We start from the raw sequence: 25,027 nt of genomic DNA on the forward strand, positions 1-25,027 counted from the left end.
GTTGTGTCTGCTAAATTCAACTCTATTTTCAAGAAATGAGTGGGCAAACAATCTCAAATGATTATAAATTGTTACAAAGTTCATCTTTAGCCGGAAACAGGCAACGCTACAAGCTACCAAAGAAGACTTACCATTTTGAGCCTATGCCACAACAGAGAGGAGGAGCCAATGAAGATTTTCATTACCGGAGGAACCGGTTTTGTCGGTGCGGCACTGACCGCGCGTTTACTGGAACTTGGCCATGAAACCACCATACTCGGCAGCAGCAGTCAATGCCGTCTCCCATCTCACCCACATCTGAACTATATTTCCGCCGATACCAGCAAGCCAGGTGAATGGCAGCTAAGCGTTGCCGACCACGAAGCCTTTGTCAACCTGGCCGGTCGTTCTGTATTCAATCTCTGGACCGCCAGCTACAAGGAAAAGATTTACAATAGCCGTGTACTCACGACCCGTCACTTGGTTGAGGCTATCCCCTCCAATGCAGACACGATCCTGCTCAGCACATCTGCAGCAGGCTACTATGGTGATGGAGGCGAACATGAAAAAAGAGAAACAGCTGAGAATGGAACAGACTTTCTGGCCAAAGTATGTCGCGACTGGGAAAATGAGGCTCTCCGAGCAGAGCAAAAGGGGAGCAGGGTTGCCTTGATGCGGTTTGGTGTGGTCCTTGGTAAAGGAGGCGGTGCGATACAGACCATGAAACTGCCCTTTAAATTTGGCCTTGGAGGACCGATCGGTTCTGGAAAACAATGGTTTCCCTGGATCCACCTTGATGACATCATAAACGCCATTCTCTTCATCCTGCTCGGTGATGACATCCATGGCGCCTTCAACTTTACAGCTCCACAGGCTGTTCGCCAAAAAGAATTTGCTCGTCAACTTGGCCAGGTTATCAATCGTCCGGCATTTCTTCCGACCCCGGCCTTTATAATGAAACTTATCCTTGGAGAATTTGGCGAATCGTTACTCCAGGGACAAAAAACTATTCCCGAGGCCCTTGAAAACCATGGGTACATTTTTTCCTATCCGGAACTAAAACCCGCGCTGCAGGAGATACTTCGTGGCTGAAGACAAAACCTTTACCTACGCCTCCAGCTTTCCCTGTTCCCCGTACGAATTGTACGCCTGGCATAGCCGTGAAGGTGCTCTGGAAAGGTTGATTCCTCCCTGGGAAAACACCTCTGTTATTGCCAAACAGGGAGGAATAGCTCCAGGAGGAACCACCACCCTGAAACTGCATGCAGGCCCCATCCCTTACCAGTGGCACGCACGCCACGTGGAAGACATTCCAGGTGTGATGTTCAAAGACATCCAGCACAAGGGGCCATTTGCCCGCTGGGAGCACAGCCACTTGTTCTATACCGATCCACAAGGAAGCAAACTGGAAGACAGTATCGTATACAGACTGCCCGTCCACTCGCTCTTGCCCGATTTTTCGGAGCGTATGGTTGAGTCCATGCTGGAAAGGATATTTTCTTATCGCCATGCGACGTTGCGAGGTGATATCGAGCTCCATAAAAAATACAGCAGCAAACCGATGCGCATCCTGATCACCGGAGCCAGCGGTGTCCTAGGCCGGGCGCTCTGCCCTTTACTGACGACAGGCGGCCATCAAGTATGGCGGCTGGTAAGAAGGACACCAGACCCCGCAAAAAATGAAATATTTTGGAATCCGGAACAGGGTATCATAGACACCAAGGCCCTACCGGAGCTTGACGGGGTAATCCACCTGGCAGGTGACAATATAGGTGAAGGTCGCTGGAGCGATGCAAAAAAACAGCGGGTGATTGCCAGCCGCGAACAGGGAACAGGGTTGATCGCAAGAACCATTGCCGCACTCGACCATAAGCCTAAGGTCTTGCTCAGTGCGTCTGCAGTCGGGTTTTACGGTGACTGCCAAGATTGCTGCATGCGCGAAGAGGATCTGTCCGGGACCGATTTTATTTCCGATGTCTGTTCGCTCTGGGAACGATCAGCCACACCTGCCGAGCAAGCGGGGATCAGAACGATTTTTATGCGCATAGGTGTGGTGCTCAGCCCCAAAGGCGGAGCGCTGCAGCGCCTCCTTGGCACGTCTCCTGTCGGTTTTTTTAAAAGTTTCGGATCAGGCGAGCAGTACATCAGCTGGATCAGTATCGATGACATGATATCGGCCATGCTCCATGCCCTGCATTGCGATACCCTTTGCGGACCGGTCAACATTGCGGCCCCGGAACCGGTCACCAATGCCGCACTGATGCGCACCCTGGCTACGGTCGTGGGACGCCCCCTTTTGCCTGGTATTCCTGCGCGTGCGCTGAAAACGCTGTACGGGCAGATGGCTTCTGAAGTACTGCTCGGCGGATGTCGGGTTGCAACAGACAAGCTGCAGCAATCGGGTTTTACCTTTCGCCACCCCTCCCTGGAAACCGCCCTGAAAACACTTTTGGGCAAAAAATAATCTCAACATCATATCGGAAGTTAATCACAGTGAGCTGGAAACTGAAAACATTACTGTTGGCCATGATGACCATCGCCCTTGGCTGTGGGTTTCTTCATCATCTGGTTGCCCCTGAAATACTCAATTTTGAACGACTGCATATCTTTCTTTTCAACCTTTGCAGCGGCGGGACACTCCTTATTTATTTTACCGAGGATAAACCCCAACTCTCCAAACGAGGCCAGGTTTTTCTCGGCTTGGCACTTGCTTTTGCCTTTTGTGCCTTCATGCAGTGGTATATCCCAGCATTGATCATTCCGCTCTGCCTCGCCGTAATTACGGAGAAGGTGCGAATGACCCACTTTGACTGCTGTTTCCCAAGAGCATTATTTTCGCGACAGGAAAGTGTGGCCAGAAAATTTCACCAGGCAGCGCTGCTCTGCCTTTCCCTGGCCTTGATCTTTTCCAGCCCAGTGATTCTCAACTCTGTCTACCTGCACTGGTTCACTATTGAAAAACTAAAGCTCGACACTTTTTTTCTTGGCTTTTCTTTCCCGATTTCCCTGATCTCCATGTCAGTCATTTTTTCGCTTATGAGAAATGACGGCATCCAAATCACTGCAGTATTTAAGGAAGCAGCCTTCTGGACCATTAATCTGGGCGTTATCATTTTTTTTCTATTTATTCTTGCAGAATTTTTTATTTCTCAAGTGGTAATAGCGACCATTCTTTTTCTGGCAGTTGTCTATATTCTCTACCTCTATTGGCAAAAAGGTATACGACTACAGCAAAAAACTTTCCTCACCTCCGGCATCATGTTTCTGCTCATCACCTCTATAACCGGGATTGCCTATATCCTGCTGTCATTTTCCCAATATTATACACAAGAGATCAGCCACCCGTTACTGCGGCTCCATGCCTTTACCGCACTCTACGGATGGAACCTCAGTGGTATGGCCGTAATCAGTCGGCATGCGGATTTTCCTATCCAGCTCCACTCGCAAAAGCTAATAATCCTCCACTGGGTAACAGTCTTCATTCTTTGCCCTCTTGGTTACTTCTTTCCTCTTTATGCCATCTTGGCCGTAGTTTGTTACTGCTGGCTGCTGGTGATCCTCTTTTTCAATCACAGTACGGTTGATAAGCGGTTGGTCTTTGTCGAAGACGAGGTGTTGGCTGCACCCACACAAACACCTCAAACCTGATGTTACGTGTTCGGTGAGTTGATGGTGCCTTACAAACCTCAGTTTATAAGATCACAACTCATCGAAAAAGACCCTTTCCCACCCCCTTCATTGTTAGGCCCCTCTAAAATCAATTAAACTTATCTTATTGTATCAATTCAATTTATCTGAGCTCTCCATCACCACTTAGCGGTGATTATTTTTTCACACCACGTATTTTCCTGCCTTCTCCAACACAGCAATTCAAAATCCTTCAATAGGAATCAATAGTTGTCACTATTTCGGAAAACTTAGATTTTCGATATGCGAATTGTGCAAAGTGTAAACATTGCATATTTGCAACAAAAATCGCTTGCATAGCTGCCAGTATGGTACTATACGAGATAAATTCTACACCACACCAACCAGTTTGACTGCATGAGTAGGAGAAAAATGGCATCCTTTCCAGACAGTTTACACAATAAGCACACCGTAGATTTCACTTCTGCTTTCCCTGTAGAAAAATTTACAGCCCCTGATGTTGTTATTTTTGGCTGCGGAAACATCTATCTTGGTGACGACGGTTTTGGGCCGGCTGTTATCAACGCTTTAAACAAAGACAACGCTCTCCCGGAAAAGGTTGAGGCAATAGATGCCGGAACCTCGATTCGAGACCAGCTCTTTGATTTTCTGCTGGCCGAAACACTACGCCCGAAACATATCATCATTGTTGACTCCATAGACCGCGAAGACCGGCAACCGGGCGAGGTTTTCACTATCGACCCGGATGCCATTCCCGCCCAGAAAATACACGATTTTTCCCTCCATCAGTTCCCGACCGTCAATATGCTGCAGGAACTGCAGGAGTTTACCAAGGTGAAGGTTTCAATTGTTGTAGCTCAAATCAGCGAACCGGCAGAAGAGGTTACTGAGGGCCTCTCACTGGATATACAACAGGCAGTGCCGACTGCCTGCAACTTGATAATGGACATTGTGTCTGCGACTCACAAATGAGGTGACAGTACTATGATGTATGAATTCAAAGCGTCTGATCTGGCCGAGGAAATTGGTGTTCGCCGCAACACCATCCGCGACTGGATCAGGACTGGGACCATACCGGCCAAAGAAGGGCCTGGAAAACGCTACATGATGGATGTTGCTGAGTACATTAAACTCTGCGACAAATTCGGTCGTGTACCCAAGGTTGATGTCAACATGGCCATTGAGGTCGAAGAAATTAAGTCTCTGGCGGAAATGGAGAACGGCAACCATGCCATTGACCTCAACAACCGAAAAACAGACAGCCTTTATACGGATCCTTCCTGGGCCGATGCCTGCCTGACATGCGGCACCTGCGCCAGCGCCTGTCCCATTGCAGGCGTTGATGACCTTGATCCCCGCAAAATAGTACGCATGGCTATGTTTGGCCTGGAAGACGAGCTAGTTGATTCCACCTGGCCATGGAAATGTACCATGTGCGCCAAGTGCGAAAACGCTTGTCCCATGAACATTGAAATCGTTGCCCTCATGCGGAAACTGCGCTCCAAAAGGGAACGTGACAAGGTGCCGGGGCCGATCCACAAAGGTGTTGCTACCTGCCTTGAGCGAGGGAATAATCTTGGCATTCCAAAAGATGATTTTCTGTTTTTGCTGGAAGATCTCGCGGAAGAAATGCAGGAAGAAGGGTGCCCTGGGTTTACAGTCCCAGTCGACAAAAAAGGTGCTCGCCTGTTGGTAACCATCAACTCCAAGGAACCTTTTGCCGAACCCGATGACATGAAGTTCTGGTGGAAAATTTTCCACACCGCAAAAGAGGACTGGACAGTTGCCAGTGAAAACTGGGAAGGCGTGAACTGGGGTCTTTTTTCCGGTGACGATAAGTCGCAAAAAATCATTGTCGGCAGAATTGTCGACAATATAGAGAAACTCGGCTGCGAAGCCCTTCTCCTCCCCGAATGAGGCCATGCATACTTCGCGACCCGGTCTGGGTTGCAAAAATGGTTTCCTGAAGTACTCGAAAAAATCAAAATATACTCAGTCTTCGACCTGATGCTGGAATACATCCAGTCCGGTAAGATTACCCTCAGCCAAGATTTCCATACCATGAAAGCTACCTATCACGATCCCTGCAACTACGGCAGGAAATCGGAAAAGGCCTTTGGTTACGGGTATTACGAGGAAGGCAGAATAATTACCAAGGAATGCTGTGCTGACTTCCAGGACATGGAACCTAACCGTGAATTCAATTACTGCTGTGGAGCCGGCGGCGGTGCCTGGGCACTCCCATATAATGCAGAACGCATTTTTTATGGCAGGGTCAAGGCAAGACAGATTGAAGACACCGGCGCAGAACTTGTCATTGCTCCCTGTCACAACTGCAGAGATCAGCTCATGAAATCCCTGAACAAAGAGTTCGATCTTGGAATCGAAGTCAAATATCTCTGGGAACTGGTTGCTGACTCACTGGTCGTTCCCGGCCAGGAAGTGGAAGCTGATAAGGAAACAGCCGAATAATATTCGAAGTTACTATGGAGGAAATAACGGTGTCTCAAAATCAAACTGTCGGATCAGTCATGGTCGTTGGGGGCGGGGTTGCAGGAATGCAGTCAGCGCTTGACCTCGCCAACTCCGGTTACTTTGTCTATCTGCTGGAAAACAGCGGGGCTATTGGCGGTGCCATGGCCCAACTGGACAAGACGTTTCCCACCAACGACTGCGCGATGTGAATAATCGCGCCAAAATTGGTTGAGTGCGGTCGGCACTTAAATATACAACTGATGACCTTATCCGAGGTCATGGACGTCAAGGGCAGCGAAGGAGATTTTTCCGTAACCGTCAAGGAATCTCCCCGCTATGTGGATATGGACAAATGTATTGCCTGTGGTGAATGCGCGATAAAATGTCCTAAAAAAGTTACAGACGAATACAACGCCGGTACAGGCAAGCGTAAGGCCATCTATGTTAAATACTCCCAGGCTGTCCCTCTCAAATACCAGATAGATCCGGACAACTGTATCTATCTGAACAAACCGGGCCGCTGTGGTGCCTGTGAAAAGGTCTGCCCGGCAGGAGCCATCAACTTTGATGATAAAGAAAAAATCCACGAAATTAACGTGGGCTCGATCATCATGGCACCAGGATTTCAGGCCTTTACCCCCGGCGAGGCTAACATCTGGGGCTATGGCAAGTATCCAAATGTCATCACCACCATGCAGCTTGAGCGGTACTGTTCAGCAACGGGGCCGACCGAAGGGCATCTGATTCGTCCCTCCGACGGCAAACCCGCCCGTAAGGTTGCTTTCCTGCAATGTATCGGCAGCCGCGACGAAAATAAATGCGGCAATGGCTACTGCTCTTCGGTTTGCTGTATGTATGCCATCAAAGAGGCTGTTATTGCCAAGGATCATGCGCCAGGCCTGGAAACCAGTATCTTTTTCATGGACATGCGAACCCATGGTAAAGATTTTGACCGCTACTATGAAAAGGCAAAACAGGATTCCGGTGTCCGTTTTATCCGGAGTCGAATCCACGGAGTCGAGCCTGTCAACGCAGAAGGTGACCTCAGGGTTCACTATATAAACGAAGATGGTCGCCAGATTGAGGAATTCTACGACATGGTCGTGCTTTCGGTTGGCCTTGAAACCCCAAAAGAGGTGGTCAACCTTGCCGACAACCTGGGCATAGCCATGACCAGCGGCAACTTTGCCCAGACCTCCAACTTCCTGCCGGTACTCACCTCAAAGCCGGGTATTTTCACCTGCGGCGCCTTTGCCGGGCCCAAGGATATTCCGCAATCGGTTATGGAAGGCTCTGCTGCCGCAGCTGGTGCTGCTCAGTTACTGAGCAATTCCAGAGGCAGCCTTACCCAGCAGCAGACCTTTCCCCAAGAGCGTGACATAAGTGACGAAGAAACCGCAGTTGGCGTCTTTGTCTGTCATTGCGGATCCAATATCGCCGGCGTTGTGGATGTTGAGGACGTTGCCGCCTATGCAGAAACACTGCCAGGTGTTGTCTACGTAGAGCGTAACCTCTTTTCCTGCTCCCAGGACACCCAGGACCAAATGGCAAAACGGATCAGGGAAAAGGGACTGAACAGGATTGTGGTTGCAGCCTGTACCCCACGTACCCATGAACCGCTTTTCCGGGAGACCCTGAAAGAAGCAGGGATCAATGAATACCTGTTTGAGATGGCCAATATCCGTAACCAGAACTCCTGGGTCCACGGGGCTGAGCCGAAAAAGGCCACTCAGAAAGCAAAAGATCTGATCCGGATGGCAGTGGCCAAGGTCCTTCCCCAAAAACCACTTTACCAGCTGTCGGTTGATGTCAATCAAACCGCACTGGTCATTGGTGGCGGTCTTGCAGGAATGACCTCGGCCCTTAACCTGGCAGACCAGGGATACCCTGTCCACCTGGTTGAGAAAACTGACCAACTGTGCGGCTTTGCCAAAAGGCTTGACCGCACCTGGCAGGGTGAAGATATCCAGCCGCAGCTCGCCCAGTTGACCCAGCGTATCGACGAACATCATAACATCACCCTGCACATGGAAGCAGAGGTGAGCGCTGTGGAAGGGTTTATCGGCAACTTTAAAACCACAGTGCAGAAGAAAGACGGTGCAACCGTAACCATTGACCATGGAGCTGGTGTTATAGCTACCGGCGGGAAACGTTACCGACCAGTGACGGAATATGGTTACGGCAAGCTGAAAGGAGTTTATACCGGGATTGAGTTTGATGTTGCCCGCCGCGTTGGTGATAAAAACACCAAATCCGTCAAATCGGTGGTCTTTATCCAGTGCGTCGGCTCCAGGCAGACTGACAGGTTGTATTGTTCAAAGGTCTGCTGTACCCACTCCATTGCAACGGCGATCAAGCTCAAGCGTGAAGATCCAAGCAGGCAAATCTATATCCTGTATCGTGACATCCGCTCCTATGGAGAGCGCGAGGCATTGTATAAAAAAGCACGCGAAATGGGTGTTCTTTTTATCAATTACGAACTGTACGGTGCACCTGAAGTCAAACAGGATGCAGAGCACGGTCTCCGAGTCAAGGTGATGGACCATGTCCTACACCGACCGGTATCCATCCAGGCAGACGCAGTAGTGCTGGCCGAGGCCATTCTGGCTAACCCCGACGCCAAAAAGATCGGCACCCTGTTTAAATTGCCGGTGGACGGTGACGGCTTTTTCCAGGAAGCGCACGCTAAACTGCGCCCGGTTGATTTTGCAACAGAAGGGCTGTTTGTAGCCGGCCTTGCCCACTATCCCAAGCCTGTGGAGGAATCCATTTCCCAGGCCATGGCAGCGGCAGCAAGAGCGGCAACAGTGCTTTCCAAGCAGTCCATCAACCTGGAGGCCATCAAGGCTGAAGTGGTCAAGGAAAACTGTGATGGTTGCGCTCTTTGTATAGATGTCTGCCCTTACCATGCGATCAGTCTGACCGAATCTACCAATGAGGAAGGTATTATTTCCAAGCGGGTGACGGTTAACAAGGCTAAATGCAAGGGTTGCGGTCTCTGTCAGGGCACCTGCCCCAAACGGGGAATTAATGTGGCCGGCTTTACCCTTGATCAAATTCGAGAACAGGTTGTGGCGGCGCTGGAAGTATAACGACCAGAACAGTGTTGCACCAATCACCGAACTATGGATCCGCAACAAGTGAACCAGTAAGCGTCATGGATAATATCGACGTACCGGATACCGAGATATTCTCCATGTTGCCGCTGGGGAGTTTAATGCACTTACCCAGCAGATCCATTTACTTTATGAGGAGCAAATTATGAGTTTCGAGCCGAAAATAATCGCCTTTTGCTGCAACTGGTGTTCCTACGCCGCTGCAGACCTGGCGGGGATATCGCGCATGGAATATCCTTCCAACGTGAGGATTGTGCGCGTGATGTGCTCTGGGATGGTTCACCCGGAGACCGTCCTGGAATCTTTTGAACTCGGCGCAGACGGGGTCATGGTTCTTGGCTGACACCTCGGTGAATGTCATTACCTGGATGGTAATTATAAAGCTATGACCCGCTCGGAAATGATCAGTACTCTGCTGGAGGACTACAACATAGACCCCAAGAGATTTCAAATCAGTTGGGTGTCCTCTGCCGAACCTGATAAATTCGTTGCTGCAGTCAAAGAAGTAACAGGCCGCGTGAAAAAACTTGGCCCTGTCAAAGCAACCGAAACAGCAAAATAAGGAGGCATAACATGGCTGTACGTGTAGCAGAAGAATGGCTTCATTCGTGCTCCGGATGCGAGATCGCCATTCTCAATATAGGCGAGCCTCTGGTGGAGTTGCTTTCAAAACTTGAATTTGTCCATATCCCGGTACTGATGGACAATAAATATTTTGGCCAGCTCGGCGACAAGGAACACCTGGAAATACCCGAAGCAGACGTGGGTATTGTCTCCGGGGGGTGCGCCAATGAAGAGCACAAAGAAATACTTGAGGAAATGCGCAAAAAATGCAAGATCCTCATTGCTCTGGGCACCTGCGCCACCCACGGCGGGTTGCCCGCTCTCATCAATAGCTGGGGCACAGAGGCTGCATTTGACGAAGCCTTTAGCACCACCACCACCGATGAAGGTGCACAGGTACCGACCCAGGGCGTGCCCAAACCACTGGACAGGGTCTACGCCCTAGACGAAATAGTGGATATCGATCTTCTGGTTCCTGGATGTCCGCCCAATCCGGCCCACATTGCCGGCGCTATTACAGCACTTCTGGAAGGCAAAGAGGTGCAGCTGCCAACCAAAAGTGTCTGTGATACCTGCCCAACCATCAGAAAAGGCAAGGGTGATATCAAGGAAGTGAAACGTTTTACAACCAACGCAGCATTTGACCCTGAAAAAGGGGTTGAAGAAATGCAGTGCCTGCTCGAACAGGGGTTCATGTGCATGGGGCCGGTAACAGCCGCAGGTTGTGCCAAAAGAGGCGCTCCCAGTTGCATAAGCGCACGGGTTCCGTGCCGGGGCTGTTACGGTCCTGTCCTCAATAAGGGCAACCAGATGCTGGACATGATGAATGCTCTTGCCAGTAACGGCATCGACTTTACCTCTGTTGTTGACCGCAAGAACCTGCTCAGGTTCTCCGGTGCACATAACAAGCTCAGATAACAGGTGATAATACCATGGGAAAAGTAATTAATATTCAACCTGTCACCAGGATCGAGGGGCATGCTTCCATTGCCATCGAGCTTGATGACAACGGTAACGTCAGTGATGCCAAGATGCATCTGATGTCGTTGCGAGGGTTTGAAAAATTTGTCCAAGGGCGACCCGCTGAAGAGGTCCCGCGGATTGTTAATCGTATCTGCGGCATCTGCCCCTGGATGCACCATTTGGCCTCCAACAAGGCTGTAGACGGTTGTTTTGGCGTAACCCCATCCCCAACCGGGCACAAGCTGCGGGAACTTTGCCAAACAATGGCTCACATCAACGACAAAATCCTCCATTTCTTTTTTCTCGCTGCTCCCGACTTTGTGATCGGGCCCGACAGTGACTACTCTGTTCGAAATGTAATGGGTATTGTCAAGCAGGCACCGGAACTGGCCACTCAAGTCGTGCGGATGCGTCAGCTAGGGCAGATGATGATCGACAAATTTGCAGGCAAGGCAATTCACCCGATTGCAGCGGTTACCGGCGGTTTTGCCAAGCCTATGCTTGAAAGTGAGCGTCAGGAAATGCTTCGGGACTGCCGGACCTTGCTTGATTTCTCCTGTTTCGCACTCGACTTTGCAAAAGACAATGTCTTTAGCAAGTATATGGATGCGATTCAGCAGTTAGGAGTGATCAACACCGGTTTTCTCGGCACAGTGGATGAACAAGGCGGACTCAACATCTATGACGGTAAGCTTCGCCTGATGCGTGCAACCGGCGAGTACACTGACTTCCCTGTCGAAGAGTACACCGATTATCTTGGTGAACATGTTGAGCCTTGGTCCTACGCGAAGATGCCGTATGCAAAGACCTGGGACGAAGGTTTTTCCATGGATCTGGACGCGCCAAAGGGGATTTACCGAGCCAATACCCTTGCCCGTCTCAATGTCTGCGATCATATCGGTACTCCCAAAGCACAGGCGGCGCTTGAAGAATTCAGGACCTCCTTCGGTCGGTACCCGCAGTACACGCTGCTCTACCATTACGCCCGTTTGATTGAATTAATCTATGCATGCGAACGATCGCTGGAACTGCTCAGCGACACCAGCATTACCGACACCCATGTCCGTAATGAAGTGGAACCACAAGCAGGAAGGGGCGTGGGTATGGTGGAAGCACCACGTGGCACTCTGATCCATGATTATGAAACCGATGACAATGGTTGTATAGTAAAAGCAAACATGATTGTCGGCACCACCCATAATGTGGCGCCCATGAACATGAGCGTTAAGCAGGCAGCAACCACACTTATTAAAGATGGTGTGTATGACGAGGGACTACTGAACAAAGTAGAAATGGCGGTGCGCGCCTACGACCCATGAATTTCGTGCGCGACACACCACCTGGATGGTGGTACACCAATGTCTGTTACAATCGTTAACGCCAAAGGCGAAGAATTGGCTAACCTGTCAAACATGGAATAAGAATCGGGGCTGCCTCGGCAGCCCTCTTATACCAGCGTACCTATTCAGGAGCACTCCCAAATAGGTACGTACCAACAAAGGAGATGCCTGATGAGCGAACCAAAAGCAAAAAAACAGCGCCGAGTGGTTCGGGCAACCGCCCCGGATACGGCCTGTGGAGATGTCGGCCATATGACTGTGGATGAACTCGTAGCCATTGCCGCTGACTCTGACTTTGAAATTAACTGCCCTGCATGCGGACAAATTCATCTCAGCAGGGAAGAAATTGAAGAGATCGAAAAAGAAAAATTTACCGACACCGAAGAATACAAGGAAACAGTACGCCAGGCAGAAGCACCCGGCAAATGCTGCTAGCCCGAATTCTCATGAACTTTTTGATTTCAAACTCAATTAATTGATATTATTGCTCAAAAAGTAATTGTATAATTAACAGTCTGTTTTTCGTTTTCAATCAAAAAGTTCCCCCTTCGGGCTAAAAGCCTGTAACCGCTTTTCTTCGGTTATACTATTGGGCACAACATCTCGACAAAAGATGTTGTGCCTTGTTCTCACATCGATTGCTTTAATCTAGAGTTGTGCATCAACCCCTGCTTCCGTAAAAGAAGCCATATCGCACATCACCCTTGCTGCCAACTCTGCTATGTGCATGGTCATGGCTGCCCCGGTCCCCTCCCCAAGCCGCATATTCATATCCAAGACCGGCTCTAGCCCCATGAACTCCAGTGCGGCTTGCTGCCCCTGTTCAACCGATTTATGCCCGGCAACAAGATAGCCACCCACCTCGGGACAAAGCAGATAGGCAAGCAGCCCTGCTGCCGTAGAAATAATACCATCCAAAACCACACAAGAGCCATTGCCTGCTGCGGCTAAGACTGCTCCGCAGATACCACCTAGTTCAAACCCGCCTACCTTGGAAAGAATCTCAAGCCCGTCCGCAGGATTGGGTCGATGCAGTGAAAGCGCTTTCTCAAGAATCTCGATCTTTCGCTGCAGGCCTTCATTATCAACCCCGGTTCCCCTTCCTGCAAGTTGTGCGGGAGCTATTCCGGTAACCGCACTGATAACTGCAGTGGCAGCGGTTGTATTACCGATGCCCATTTCTCCCAGACCGATAATTTCCATCTTGGAGGCCTCTCTGCGGGGGCCTATCACCTGTGCCCCATAGTCGATGGACAACAGCGCTTCATCCTTACTCATGGCTTGTTCAATGGCAAAATTGCGGGTGCCGGCCGCCACTTTTTTGTCAATCAACAAGGGATGGGAAGCAAAGGAACCCTTGACCCCCATATCGACCACCGTCAAATCGATATCATAAAAATTGCAAAAAACATTAATTGCCGCTCCACCAGCCAAGAAATTCTCCACCATTTGCACTGTCACTTTGCTCGGATAGGCCGATACCCCCTCTTCGACAATGCCGTGATCACCGGCAAAAACAAACATTCGTCGCTGTTGTATCGCCGGCTGCAATGAGTGCTGCATCACGCTTAACGCAACTGCCAGGGGTTCTATTCGCCCCAAGGCGCCAAGTGGTTTGGTCTTGAGATCGATCTTCTTTTCTGCAGACCGGCGCATATCCTCGGCAACGGGCCTAACTTTTTCAACCAGTAATTTGAGCTGAGCGGGCACCGTCGTACGGGGACGCCTGACAGTACGCTCCACTGCAGCTGGAGCAGGCTTTTGCCCCACAGACACGGACTGGTTGAAATCAATAATATATTTAAAGGACCTGCCGCTGAGCACTTCAGGCATCAGCGATGGTACCGTTTCCGGGAAAACAATGGCCTCAACCAGGCCGGCAAGTTGGGATTGGTGGGAGGCACAAAAGGCAACGGCTTTGACAACATGCTCTCGACGTGGACCATAGGAGCCGAATACCTCCAATTCTTTGTAGTGGATCAGGTTAAGGAGATTAAACCCTATTTCTTCCTTTTTGCTCACACCTGAAAAATAGGCGAGCCGGCCGCCTTTGCGCAGTTTTGTCAGACAAAGACTAAAGGCCACGCTACTGTCACAGGCATTAATACCGCAGTCAAAGTCGCTCTCCACGGTCTCCTTACAGATCCGGATGGATGTATTCTCGATTAACGGTTGCGCCTTGGCTATTTTCTCGGCACTGCGCTCAACCACCACCGGCGCAGCACCCATTGCACGAGCCACCACAGCAGCCAAGAGGCCAAGAACACCGCCGCCATAAATAATGACTTTGCTGCCCCGGCCTATGGACAAATTTGCAAAACCATTAAAAATACAGGCAACCGGTTCAGCAAAACAATACAAATGGGGAGACCCTATCACCGGCACGGGCACTAAACTTGCTTTTGGGACGACGACTGTATCGGCAAAGCCGCCATCATGATGAAACCCGGTAATACGCATTGCATCGCATAAATTTTCCCGGTCATGTTCGCAATACCAGCATGTACCGCATACTTGCCCCGGCCACACCGTGTACCAATCGCCACTCTTTGCTTCAATGCCAACCAGCTCATGACCAAGTACCCTGGGGAGGACGAGATCCCGATGGCCTTGCTCCCACATTTTTGCATCTGTACGGCATATGGCACAGTAACAGACCTTGAGTCGTACATTGCCGCTATCGCAGGGTGAATCTATGTCAACATGCTCAGGTTGAAGCTTTCCGGGACCGAGGAGAGAGAGTTTCATTATTCGCGACCAGCCTGTTCGGTAAAGGGTTGTTCGGTAAGGGTCAGGATAAAGATAGCGGCTTCACTGATGCCGTCGTCTTGCAGCTGTTGATGCAGTTGTTTTACCTTGTCCAGACAATCCATGGGATAAACGCTGGCCTTTTGCAGGGAGCATCGTGTGTACTCGGTGTCGGTAAAACGAAAATACTCAGTGCCTGATTTAAGAATAAAGAGCTGCTGCATGGCTAAACCTGTTGTATCAGAGCATCCAATTTCGCTATTCCCTTATCCGGATCACGATTCTGTTCAGCAACCCACCTGGTTAAAACGTCAATCGGTTGTCCATCCTTCAAATATTCCCTGGCCATTGTCACCCCCTGCTCGATCGATGGTGCTTTACCGGTTAACTCAAACAGAAGACCACTGTTAAGCAGCACTGCATCTCTGCGTGCAGGATCACCTTTCCCATGCAGCAGTTCCACCATTTTCAGGGCTGCCTGATCCAAGTCTGGATCTGCAGCAAGAGCGTCTGGCCGATGCTGCTGTATCCCGCACTGCTCAGGGGTAAGGGTAAATTCACTAATTTCTCCATCAATAAGTCGTGCACCGTAGGTCGTACCGCACACCGAAGCCTCATCCATCCCCTTGTCACTCCCATCAATTCCGCCGTACACTACAGTGGCCTTTGTATAACCGATCGATTGCATGACCTTGGCAACTGGCAGAATCAAGTCCTTGGCATATACGCCACGAACGGCCATCTTCGGCAAGGCAGGATTGGCCAGGGAGGCCGCAATATTTAAAGGTGAACCAAAATAGATCTGGGATAATATTCTTCCTAACGCCATAGGGTGAACCTTAGGACTCATGCCATTGAACAGGCCGACCCCGACCTTATCGATTGCATCTGCGACATAGGCGACATCACATTCTACGTCCACCCCCAGTGCCTCGGCAATATCTACGGTCCCGCAAGAGGAAGTAATGCCCCGCGCACCATGGCGGGCGACGGTAATACCACCTGAGGCTGCAACCAGGGAGGCAGCAGTACTGATATTAAAAGTCTTATAGGTATCCATCCCTGTCCCGCAATTATCAACAACAGGCCCCTCTCCATGGAGTGAGACCTTTGTCGTATCCAGTTCATAGATAGCCTTCCACCCGCCGGCAACTTCTTCGGCTGTCTCCCCTTTTGCAGTCAACGCCGCAAGAAACGCACCCTGCTGCATCTCACTAATGTCATTATTTAACACCTGCCAAAAGGCATTACAGGCCTGTTCGGCATTCAAGCTCTCTCCCCGAATCAGACCGGTAATGACCTTTCCAAAATCCTTATTTAAGGCAATATCCATAACCAGTTCCCCCTTCTGGTTGCAAATCACTGTATCTCGGTCAATGTTCTCACTACCTGACCGGGTAAAGAGGACAGCGACAGCAAAGACTCTTCAGCAAAATGCTGCATTAATGTTGTATAGAAATGATAAAACACAGGAATCCAGTGGTTGGCTGTGGTCACAGATCATACGTATCTGTGTATATTCAGGCAGGCTTTCTGACTCACGAAGTATACTGCAGAGGCGGCCTTCCCAGAGATTACTCACTCCAGTGACTCCCCTTACAGAGATGCACACCCGTCTTGCACGAGCAGCAGCCTCTACAGACTTCGAATACAGCAATGACTGGTTTGTGACGGATTCCCACCGTCTTTCCTTCTACCAAGTGGTATCAAACACCTGAATAGCACTAGTATACAAAACTTCCTTTATTTATCAACGGCTATGGACAATATGAAGGGGGAGAGTATTACGATGAGGACCATCTATGAAATCTATAAAAAGAAGCACCCTGACCAGGGGTGCTGGGCGAAAGGAGGGTCAGGGTGCTGTCTTCAATGAAGGAGAGATGAAGACATACAAAAGATAATTACTTCAAACCCGCTGTCAACTGGCCAACTAATTATATTTATGTAGCCGTTGTATTGATCATGCGCCATCCTGGTCTATCGGTTGCTGACAAGGCAAAAAATTTTGCGCAGAGGGTGCCTTAAAAAAGGCAGCAAAGGAAGATGTACATTGTAACAATATCTTGTATTTTAAATGGGTAAGGAGCTCTTAACTAACCTCTTATAACAATTAATAATTGAAGACCGCCTTGATTAAGTTTAAATCCTTCTTAAAAGTTATGAAGCAACCGGATACTGTAATTATTAGCGTAAAAAACAGTTCGATAAAAACAGGGGTAACTCAACCATAGCGGTCGCCCCTTTATAAGCATACAATTACAAACAGAGTATACTACCACGCCCTTACCCTACAGGAGTGACTTTATGGCAAAAATCAAAGTTAAAAATCCGATTGTTGAGCTTGATGGCGATGAAATGACCAGAATCATCTGGGATTTTATTAAACAAAAGCTGATTCTTCCTTACCTGGATGTGGATATTAAATATTATGACCTCTCCATCCAAAAACGTGATGAAACCGACGACCAAATTACGGTTGACGCAGCCAACGCAATTAAAGAATACGGCGTTGGAGTAAAATGTGCTACGATCACCCCTGATGAAGCTCGGGTTGAAGAATTCGACCTCAAACAGATGTGGAAATCACCCAACGGTACCATCCGTAACATCATTGGCGGTACGGTCTTTCGGCAGCCCATCATCTGCAACAACATCCCCCGGCTTGTACCAGGATGGAAAAAGCCAATCGTTATAGGCAGACATGCCTTTGGCGATCAGTACCGCGCCACCGACTTTCTTGTTCCCGGTCCAGGGAAACTCACCATGAAATTTGAACCGGCAGACGGCAGCGCCCCAATTGAACATAAAGTGTTTGAATTTCCAGACAGCGGCTGCGCCATGGGGATGTATAACCTGGACGCATCCATCCGCGGTTTTGCCCGTTCCTGCATGAACTATGGGCTTAACCTGGGCTGGCCGGTATACCTCTCCACCAAGAACACCATCTTGAAAAAATACGATGGTCGTTTTAAAGATATTTTCCAGGAAGTCTACGAGCAGGAATTTGCCGAACAATTTCAGCAAGCCGGTATTACCTATGAGCATCGACTGATCGATGATATGGTTGCAGCCGCCCTCAAGTGGGAAGGTGGTTTTATATGGGCTTGTAAAAATTATGATGGCGATGTCCAGTCAGATACTGTTGCCCAGGGATTCGGCTCCCTTGGCCTCATGACCTCGGTCCTGATGACAGAAGATGGTAAAACCGTTGAAGCAGAAGCGGCCCACGGTACCGTCACCCGTCACTATCGTGAACACCAGAAAGGGAACAAGACCTCTACCAACCCTATTGCCTCCATCTTTGCCTGGACCCGCGGCCTGGCCTATCGCGGCAAATATGACGAAACTCCGGAGGTGATCCGATTTGCCGAAACGCTGGAAAAGGTATGTATCGACACAGTTGAATCCGGTGCCATGACCAAAGATTTAGCATTACTGGTTGGTGGCGATCAACCATTTCTCAGCACCGAGGAATTCCTCGCCAAACTCGACCAAAACCTGCAAGTCGCACTGCAAGATTAATACATCATGCCAACATGCTGTGTTGACAAAGTCTAACAAGAGCGCGCTACAGGTCAACGAGTATCAGGTTTCACCAACACTGGCATCAGGCTGTTACAGTCGCTGGATATATACAGCCGGCAGGGCTTTTATTTAAGTCCAAACGGGTTTGCCCACGGCCCGTCAGCAAATTGGTATAACCAGACACTGCTATGGAGAAGAATTCACAAGGGTATCTCCATCGTTACTCTGTAACAAAATAAACGGTGCCTTGGAAAAAGACTTTTTCCAAGGCACCGTTTATCAGCAATGAGTACAACTCTTCAGCGAATAACAAATAACCTCGCCTTCACCTCGAACAATCACTGTTCAGCAGCACTGGTTATGAACCAGACGTATCTTTTGTCGTCTTGCTCGAGCTGGATTTTTTACTGCTGGAGTTTTTCTTCTTGCTATCAGTAGTAGCAGAAGTTTTTTTACTTTTGCCTGATTTAGCTCGGCAATAGGCGTCTACAGTTTTTCCAGCCTTGGTTTTATAGCTTTTTACCCAGCTGCAATCACTGCTTGATTCGCATTTCGACCTGGACTGCCCCTTGCAGGTCGCCGCAAACAACGATGAGCTAAAGACCAAAGAAACACTTATTGCCAAGGCCATCACAATAATCGGATAGCTCGCTTTCTTCATTTCCTTCCCCCTTTTGTTGATAAAAGGGATACTGGCGAAACAATGCTTTCACCAAGTCATATACAGTCTCAGTATACATGACATCTCCACTAGTTACGACGGTCCACACCAACAATGTCCTGCTCTAATTGCAAGCTACTGGAGATACTAAACCTCTCCATCTCCCTAAAAAAGATTGCCAGACAAAGAAAAAAGGCGAAGTCAACCATCGCTGACTCCGCCTTTTTTCGGTGTGTAACATCTTATTTTTTTTTTACAATTTCCAGGACAATCCGATGGTCACGAGATGCGCCGCGGCATCGTCAAAGGTTCCGTTAATGGTATCCTGGGTAACTGTACGGCTGTCCTTCTTATCATAGAGATAGGCAATTCCCACCTCCATATCTTCGGTCGCCTTGTAGCGCAAACCTATGGAATAAAGCTGTGCATCTGAGTCGGGTAACTCAAAACCAAGGGCCTCACTGGGCGCAGGGTTTTCATCCAGTGCAAAACCAGCCATGAGCACAAAATCATTTTTAAAATCATACTCTATGCCCATGCGAAAGGTGTTCGTATCTGACCAGTTTCTTGCCATAGGCTGGTCAAACACCGCTGTGAGTACAGGGTTACCGAGGGAAACAGGATAATCGAAATCAAGTGTTTCATACTCTGACCAGTACGTCCTATCATATTCCAATTCAACGGTCAGTTGATCAAAAAAGGTATAAGAGGCCGCAATAGCCAAAACTGCAGGAACAGGAATAGCAACATCAACATCACCGTTGTAAGTACTTGGCCCCAAGGAAGTAGCCAGTCTTGCCGTACCGGTTACATCAAGATCAACCTTAGAGCGGTAGGTAACCGAAATGTTCAGGTCCTCAACCGGACGCGCTGTCAGCGCAATATTATAACCAGCTTCCCAGGCATCACCGTCCATATCGCGACTTATGCCAATTCCGGTGGGGGTCATCCCCGTGCTCTTTACCTTGCCATCTGCATAGATCCCCCGAATGCCGACTCCAACGGAAAACTGATCACAAAAGCGATAGGATATGGTTGGATTTGCCTCAAAAACCTTAAGGGTAAACTCTTCAGCAAAGGTTCTTGGAAACGGATCATGCCACTGCTTAGACAAACCTGCCGGTGCGGTAAAAGAAAAACCTACACGGAAATCGCCGTAATAGGGAGACACAGCAAAAAAGGTTGGCAGAAAGAAATTTTCTTTTTCCGATTCACCGTTGTACGATGGGGTTCTGCTGTCAGTATATGAAATTGAGGCAAGATGTATCCAGGTAGCATCTACCTCCAGATATCCCCGGTCGTCAAGCCATGACATATTTGCAGGATTATAATACGTTGCATCTGCCCCAGGTGTATACGCCACGTAGGCTCCTGCGCGTGCTGTAGAATTGACCGACTGCTCAGGTATCCTCCACCCCGATCCATATGCTGCCCCCGCTCCTACAAGTAAAACCGCTGCCACCACTGCAATTTTTTTCATCTCCCCTCCTTTTGTATTTTTGGTTGAATCACACATGCATATTGTCTGCTGAATACAAATATCTTTTAATTTTATGAGTTGCCGTTTTTATGAACGGCTCGCGCCGCTCCAATACGCGAGAAAGCCTTGAAGAAGGGGGCAATTTTTCATTTACTTCTACCCGCATCTCTTCCAACATGGACGAGATAAAATGATGTCGCTGCGTGCGACTCTTACCAACAGTTTTATTATCAATAAATTCATAATCCGGGTACACCCAGACTTCCAGTACACCGCGATTTTCCACAACAAGAGACTCAACCACATAGGGGCATGAATTCACTTTATGCTCTATGGCCTCTGGATAGACATTTTCCCCATTTGACAGCACTATAACCGATTTTGAGCGCCCCTTAATGTACAGATTCCCCTCGCTGTCTAAAAAACCTAAATCGCCGGTTTTCAGCCAACCATCTTCTGTAAAAGTGGCCTGGGTTGCTTCAGGATCATTCAGATAGCCCTGCATAATATTGGGACCTCTTGCCTGAACTTCACCAATACCATCTTCAAAACGGCCTTCATCAATACGAACTTCCACCCTTGGCACCGGCTTACCAACCGATCCCAGGTTGACGGTCTTGTCACCATGGGGGCCGCCGGCAAGCAATGGAGAGGCTTCGGTTAACCCGTAGCCAACCAAAAAGGGAAAGCCTGCATCGCGCAGAAAAGTCTCGACCTCAGGATTAAGGGCAGCCCCGCCAATACCCATGAGCTGCAGCCTTCCACCGAAAAAGTCGGTGAGTTTGCTGCCGATTTTTTTATACACCATTTTTCTGCCTATATTAAATCGGCAGGCAAAAGAGAGCATCTTGCTCTTCTCAACCGCTGGAACCACCCGTTTCTTGAATATTTTTTCGATAACCAGCGGCACGACCAGCATCACATGGGGCCGCTCTTTTGCACAAATTCGCTGTAAAATTGCAGGAGTCGGCGTTTTCCCAGCATACACAACACGTCCGCCGGTCAACAGGGGCAGCAGGAAACCAGTTGTAAATTCATAAGTATGTGAAATCGGTAGTACAGAAAGGAAAACCCATTCTGCCTGAATATCCATAACACCACTGGCCGAATACGCATTGGAACACAAATTTTCGTGACTGAGTACCACGGCCTTGGAAAAGCCGGAAGTCCCGGAAGTATACAAAACAGAGGCAATATCTTCGGCCTTAACTACTGGAAAAGTTAACGTTTCGTTTTCCGCCTCAGCTGCGAACTGGTCGAGTGCCTTGTCTAAAAAGCTACTAAATGTCTGCAGGGTAATGAGCCCGGTATCATCGATATAATCATCAAGGGTTACAACTGTGCTAAGCTCTTTTTTGAGATCATAAATTTTTTCTATTTGTCTCTGGGTGAGAAAAATAATATCACATTCCATTTCATTGAGGATGTGATGGACGTCGGCTTCCGGCAAGTCCGGAAAAAGAGGCACGACATGGGCTCCCAACCTGACAATGGCAAAATAAACCATGCCCCAAAAATGTGAATTTTCGCTGAGGATGGCCACCCTATCACCCCGCTTGACTCCCAGAGAAGCGAGATAGGCCGCCAGACTGAGAATCCGAACATGAAACTCCTTGTAACTTAAGGGTTTCTCAAGGGCCATTCCTGTAGCAGGTAAATGGCGAAATCGCCTGCAGCTTATGTCAATAAGTTCATTTAAAGTTGCCGCATTTTCCTGGATAGCTGGCAGATTTTCAGTGGAGATGGTATCAACGGGTATTTGTCCGTCATGCTCCTTGTTCTCTATTTTCATTTCATCGTTCATGCTATTCTCCAGATACAGACCTTAGCCATTGTCATTTTGGACTGTTGATACCATAAACAATGAGAGTTTTCAAAGGAAACGGGCTCAAATGGCTTGACAGTCAACTGACACCGATATTAAAATTCCAATTCTTTTCAATTGATCAAAATCAAGAGATTCATTCTCATGCAACGAGGCATACCTTTTTTTCTTTTTCTCTGTTTCTTGTGTTCGCTTTTTCATGTCCAGGATGTTGCGGCTATGCAACTCCCGGTCCTGGAAAACAGTGCCAAGACGAGACCAGGCGCCCAAACCGGCGAAGCAGCTACGCAAATTTCTGCTCCCAGTCATCCTACGACATTCGGAAGGACCGCTTCCCAGAATCAAGTGAACTCAACCTCAGCGGTTATTTCCTTGGGGGAAGCATACAAGATCACAGCGGTTAAGAGGCGAATTGGCACCCCAACCAAAGAGGAGCGCGTCCATCTGCCAAAAATCAACAAACAGATCAGTTCCAAGTGCGTGATGGTAATGGATGCGGTTACCGGAGAGACCATCTTTGCCAAATCACCCGATACCCCTCGCCAGCCGGCCTCCACCATCAAGGTGCTCACAGGGTCGATCGCTTTAAAATTGTTAGAGAAGAGAGAAAAAGTAGGTGTTAGTCAAAAGGCATCCCGAATGCCGAGTTCGAAGGTCTACCTCGATCCAAAAAAAGACTATCTGGCTACAGACCTTATCAATGCAGTGCTGCTCGCCTCAGCCAACGATGCCAGTGTGGCATTGGCTGAAAAAATAGCCGGCAACGAAAAAAAATTTGCTTACATGATGACCTTGAGAGCAAAGCTGTGGGGAGCAAAGCGTACAATCTGCAAAACAGCATCCGGACTCACTGCCAAGGGTCAACAGTCAACGGCAAGAGATCTGGCAAATATATTCAGACATGCCATGCAAAATGCTGAATTTGCCCGTCGGATGAAAAAACGCAAAGTTGTAACCACTGAGGGAAAAACGCTCTACAATCACAATAAAGCGCTGTGGCGGGTAAAGGGAACGCAAGCCGGAAAAACGGGTTATACATCAGCAGCCCGGCAAACCTATGTTGGTCAATTTTCTCGAGACGGGGAACGTATAGTGGTCGCAATCATGGGCAGCGAAACCATGTGGAGCGATGTGAAAAAACTTGTTGACTACGGCTTCAAGAAAAAACAGCAGCTTCGCTACGCCAAGGCGGCGGCTTCCCCCCCGGCAGCGGCCATCAACTAACGTTAAAGGTTTGCACCCACATCCAGACTGTTAAGCACATTTCATGGATTATTTTTCCAGTTGTTGACTTACCAGGCTAAGAAGGACGTCACGTTTGAAAGGTTTCTCAAGGGTTGCAATATCACCTAAATAGCCGGCCATGGTCAAATAGCGTTCCGCCTTAATTGCGCCACCACCGGAAATGGCCAGTATTCTGAGGTCAGGATAATCCCGGACCAATTCCATGATAAACTTGAGCCCATCTTTCACGGGCATAATCATATCGGTAATCACAAGGTCAAAAGAATATTTGCCCACAAGCGACATACCATCTTCACCGTTTTCTGCGGTATGCACTTCATAGCCTTCTTGAGAAAGCATCTGTGTCAGCATTGTGCGAATCTGATCCTCATCATCTACAACTAGTATCCGCTTCAAATGACCCAACTCCTATCAAAGGGTAATAATGTAAACATATTACCCTTATAATAGCAGTGAGAAGAGCTACCAGGCAACTGCTTTTTACACTTTTTCTATTTTACCTTTCTACAGAATCTTCCAAAACCACCCGGAATAGTCCCAGAGGCCCAAAATGCCCTGCCGTGTTTATAGTCGACAAACCAGTATCCACCCGGTTTTCGGGTGGCATCGACAAAAACAAACGGCTGTGCTGCCGAAAAACAGGGATGGAGATACTGGTCTTTGCTGTTTTTTTCTTTGCACATCAACGAGAGCCCTTCGGCCATGGTAGGCAGGCGCCAGTCATCATATCCTGCAAATTTTTCTTTATTGTGTTTTTCCACTTCCCGCCGCATAGAGCGATTGCTCATGATGTCCGCCCCTTCCCGCTGCCACATCAAACCCGACTTCTTATCAATAACAGTCTTCCCATCTCCACTGTCAACGAGACAACTCTCATAGCTGCCATCAGGTTTACGCTCATGGTCAACGAGGTTGTACTTGGTGACCAGCTCCACCACATCTTCTTCACTCAACTCTGATGGTTGATCCGGAAATTCTACCGATTCTACATCCTCGCCGGCTTCGTCAACAGTTGGTAGCCCTGAGGAACCAAGAATATCAATACGTTCGTCCTCAATGGGGATAATTTTTGAATCATCTTCAGTTTCGATAACGTGCTCAATCAGCCACGTTCTAAGCCGTTCATTGATGGGATGGGTACGCTCGAACATGGCCACCTTTCCCTGCTCACCAACACATTCATCGACCAGCTCCTGCGGGGCAAGAATTTCTGCTACCACCCTGGCATGTTTAATACCCCGCTCCATGAGACATAACTTCGAAGGTTCTCCCCAAGCATCAATAAAAAAGTAATAAACCCGCTCATTCTTACTGCGAACACGCTCCACACCACCCCAACTTTCGAAGGTACCAAAGGTGTATTCCGGAGTCATATCCCAATCGATGGTAGGCATTCCCGGAATTTGCAGTTTTTTGAACAGTCCCATAAATCCTCCTTAAGTGTTTAGAAAAAAT

20 protein-coding genes and 1 riboswitch are annotated in these 25,027 nt (G+C 48.8%); of the genes, 12 read left to right on the forward strand and 8 right to left on the reverse strand.

The window, feature by feature from the left end; genetic code table 11:
• The first annotated feature begins 168 nt into the window (after nt 1-168).
• The 10 genes from ACHZCY_RS07530 (at nt 169) to ACHZCY_RS07575 (ending at nt 12,520) form a co-directional block, all read left to right on the forward strand.
• Nucleotides 169-1,071 carry a TIGR01777 family oxidoreductase gene (locus ACHZCY_RS07530; protein WP_205221568.1) on the forward strand — a complete coding sequence of 301 codons (903 nt, stop codon included), beginning with the start codon at nt 169-171 and terminating at the stop codon, nt 1,069-1,071.
• Nucleotides 1,064-2,443 (forward strand): TIGR01777 family oxidoreductase, encoded by a 1,380-nt coding sequence (locus ACHZCY_RS07535; protein WP_319548420.1) that lies wholly within the window; start codon nt 1,064-1,066, stop codon nt 2,441-2,443. Before ACHZCY_RS07530 ends, ACHZCY_RS07535 begins: the two co-directional genes overlap by 8 nt.
• 29 nt (nt 2,444-2,472) lie before the next feature.
• Nucleotides 2,473-3,627: a hypothetical protein gene (locus ACHZCY_RS07540; protein ID WP_319548421.1), complete on the forward strand. Its 1,155-nt coding sequence runs from the start codon at nt 2,473-2,475 to the stop codon at nt 3,625-3,627.
• A gap of 411 nt (nt 3,628-4,038) precedes the next feature.
• Complete coding sequence (locus ACHZCY_RS07545; RefSeq protein ID WP_205221571.1) at nt 4,039-4,599, forward strand: hydrogenase maturation protease; 561 nt, start codon at nt 4,039-4,041, stop codon at nt 4,597-4,599.
• 15 nt (nt 4,600-4,614) lie between these two features.
• Nucleotides 4,615-6,099 (forward strand): 4Fe-4S dicluster domain-containing protein, encoded by a 1,485-nt coding sequence (locus tag ACHZCY_RS07550; protein WP_394713385.1) that lies wholly within the window; start codon nt 4,615-4,617, stop codon nt 6,097-6,099.
• Between the two features lie 14 nt (nt 6,100-6,113).
• Nucleotides 6,114-9,194, forward strand: a complete 3,081-nt coding sequence (locus tag ACHZCY_RS07555; RefSeq protein WP_319548423.1) for an FAD-dependent oxidoreductase — start codon at nt 6,114-6,116, stop codon at nt 9,192-9,194.
• A 169-nt stretch (nt 9,195-9,363) separates the two neighbouring features.
• Nucleotides 9,364-9,780, forward strand: a complete 417-nt coding sequence (locus tag ACHZCY_RS07560; RefSeq protein ID WP_205221574.1) for a hydrogenase iron-sulfur subunit — start codon at nt 9,364-9,366, stop codon at nt 9,778-9,780.
• Between the two features lie 11 nt (nt 9,781-9,791).
• The gene (locus ACHZCY_RS07565) at nt 9,792-10,700 is read left to right on the forward strand and encodes an NADH-quinone oxidoreductase subunit B family protein (RefSeq protein WP_205221575.1); all 909 of its coding nucleotides are present in this window, start codon (nt 9,792-9,794) and stop codon (nt 10,698-10,700) included.
• Nucleotides 10,697-12,166, forward strand: a complete 1,470-nt coding sequence (locus ACHZCY_RS07570; protein ID WP_394713386.1) for a Ni/Fe hydrogenase subunit alpha — start codon at nt 10,697-10,699, stop codon at nt 12,164-12,166. The genes ACHZCY_RS07565 and ACHZCY_RS07570 overlap by 4 nt, the downstream gene beginning before the upstream one ends.
• 90 nt (nt 12,167-12,256) lie before the next feature.
• Nucleotides 12,257-12,520, forward strand: coding sequence for a hypothetical protein (locus tag ACHZCY_RS07575; RefSeq protein WP_205221577.1), 264 nt, complete (start codon nt 12,257-12,259; stop codon nt 12,518-12,520).
• Nucleotides 12,521-12,733: 213 nt separating this feature from the next.
• On the opposite strand, the gene cobT is transcribed toward ACHZCY_RS07575, so the two are convergent.
• From cobT to trpD, 3 genes are read right to left on the reverse strand one after another with little or no spacing between them, the layout of a single operon-like run.
• Nucleotides 12,734-14,833, reverse strand: coding sequence for a nicotinate-nucleotide--dimethylbenzimidazole phosphoribosyltransferase (gene cobT, locus ACHZCY_RS07580; protein ID WP_319548425.1), 2,100 nt, complete (start codon nt 14,831-14,833; stop codon nt 12,734-12,736).
• Nucleotides 14,833-15,057, reverse strand: a complete 225-nt coding sequence (locus tag ACHZCY_RS07585; protein ID WP_205221579.1) for a hypothetical protein — start codon at nt 15,055-15,057, stop codon at nt 14,833-14,835. The genes cobT and ACHZCY_RS07585 overlap by 1 nt, the downstream gene beginning before the upstream one ends.
• A 2-nt stretch (nt 15,058-15,059) precedes the next feature.
• Nucleotides 15,060-16,166 (reverse strand): anthranilate phosphoribosyltransferase, encoded by a 1,107-nt coding sequence (trpD, locus tag ACHZCY_RS07590; protein WP_319548426.1) that lies wholly within the window; start codon nt 16,164-16,166, stop codon nt 15,060-15,062.
• Nucleotides 16,167-16,339: 173 nt separating this feature from the next.
• Nucleotides 16,340-16,566, reverse strand: a riboswitch (cobalamin riboswitch).
• Nucleotides 16,567-17,140: 574 nt separating this feature from the next.
• Here trpD and ACHZCY_RS07595 point away from each other — a divergent pair.
• Nucleotides 17,141-18,358 carry an NADP-dependent isocitrate dehydrogenase gene (locus ACHZCY_RS07595; protein ID WP_205221581.1) on the forward strand — a complete coding sequence of 406 codons (1,218 nt, stop codon included), beginning with the start codon at nt 17,141-17,143 and terminating at the stop codon, nt 18,356-18,358.
• 361 nt (nt 18,359-18,719) lie between these two features.
• Here the strand turns inward: ACHZCY_RS07595 and ACHZCY_RS07600 are convergent, their stop codons facing one another.
• The 3 genes from ACHZCY_RS07600 to ACHZCY_RS07610 all read right to left on the reverse strand — a co-directional run bounded on the left by ACHZCY_RS07600 (nt 18,720) and on the right by ACHZCY_RS07610 (nt 22,306).
• Nucleotides 18,720-19,022 carry a hypothetical protein gene (locus ACHZCY_RS07600; protein WP_319548427.1) on the reverse strand — a complete coding sequence of 101 codons (303 nt, stop codon included), beginning with the start codon at nt 19,020-19,022 and terminating at the stop codon, nt 18,720-18,722.
• 253 nt (nt 19,023-19,275) lie between these two features.
• The gene (locus ACHZCY_RS07605; RefSeq protein WP_205221583.1) at nt 19,276-20,502 is read right to left on the reverse strand and encodes an OmpP1/FadL family transporter; all 1,227 of its coding nucleotides are present in this window, start codon (nt 20,500-20,502) and stop codon (nt 19,276-19,278) included.
• A gap of 28 nt (nt 20,503-20,530) precedes the next feature.
• Nucleotides 20,531-22,306: an AMP-binding protein gene (locus tag ACHZCY_RS07610; RefSeq protein WP_319548428.1), complete on the reverse strand. Its 1,776-nt coding sequence runs from the start codon at nt 22,304-22,306 to the stop codon at nt 20,531-20,533.
• Between the two features lie 165 nt (nt 22,307-22,471).
• Between ACHZCY_RS07610 and ACHZCY_RS07615 the strand changes: the two genes are divergently transcribed.
• Nucleotides 22,472-23,551: a D-alanyl-D-alanine carboxypeptidase family protein gene (locus ACHZCY_RS07615; RefSeq protein ID WP_319548429.1), complete on the forward strand. Its 1,080-nt coding sequence runs from the start codon at nt 22,472-22,474 to the stop codon at nt 23,549-23,551.
• A 48-nt stretch (nt 23,552-23,599) separates the two neighbouring features.
• Here ACHZCY_RS07615 and ACHZCY_RS07620 read toward each other — a convergent pair whose 3' ends face one another.
• A complete protein-coding gene (locus tag ACHZCY_RS07620; RefSeq protein ID WP_319548430.1) occupies nt 23,600-23,968 on the reverse strand; it encodes a response regulator in 369 nt (122 codons plus the stop codon).
• Between the two features lie 95 nt (nt 23,969-24,063).
• A complete protein-coding gene (locus ACHZCY_RS07625) occupies nt 24,064-24,999 on the reverse strand; it encodes an Lcl C-terminal domain-containing protein (protein WP_319548431.1) in 936 nt (311 codons plus the stop codon).
• Between the last annotated feature and the right edge of the window lie 28 nt (nt 25,000-25,027).

Origin of the sequence: Desulfogranum marinum (assembly GCF_963675105.2) — a bacterium.
GTDB lineage: Bacteria > Desulfobacterota > Desulfobulbia > Desulfobulbales > Desulfobulbaceae > Desulfogranum > Desulfogranum marinum.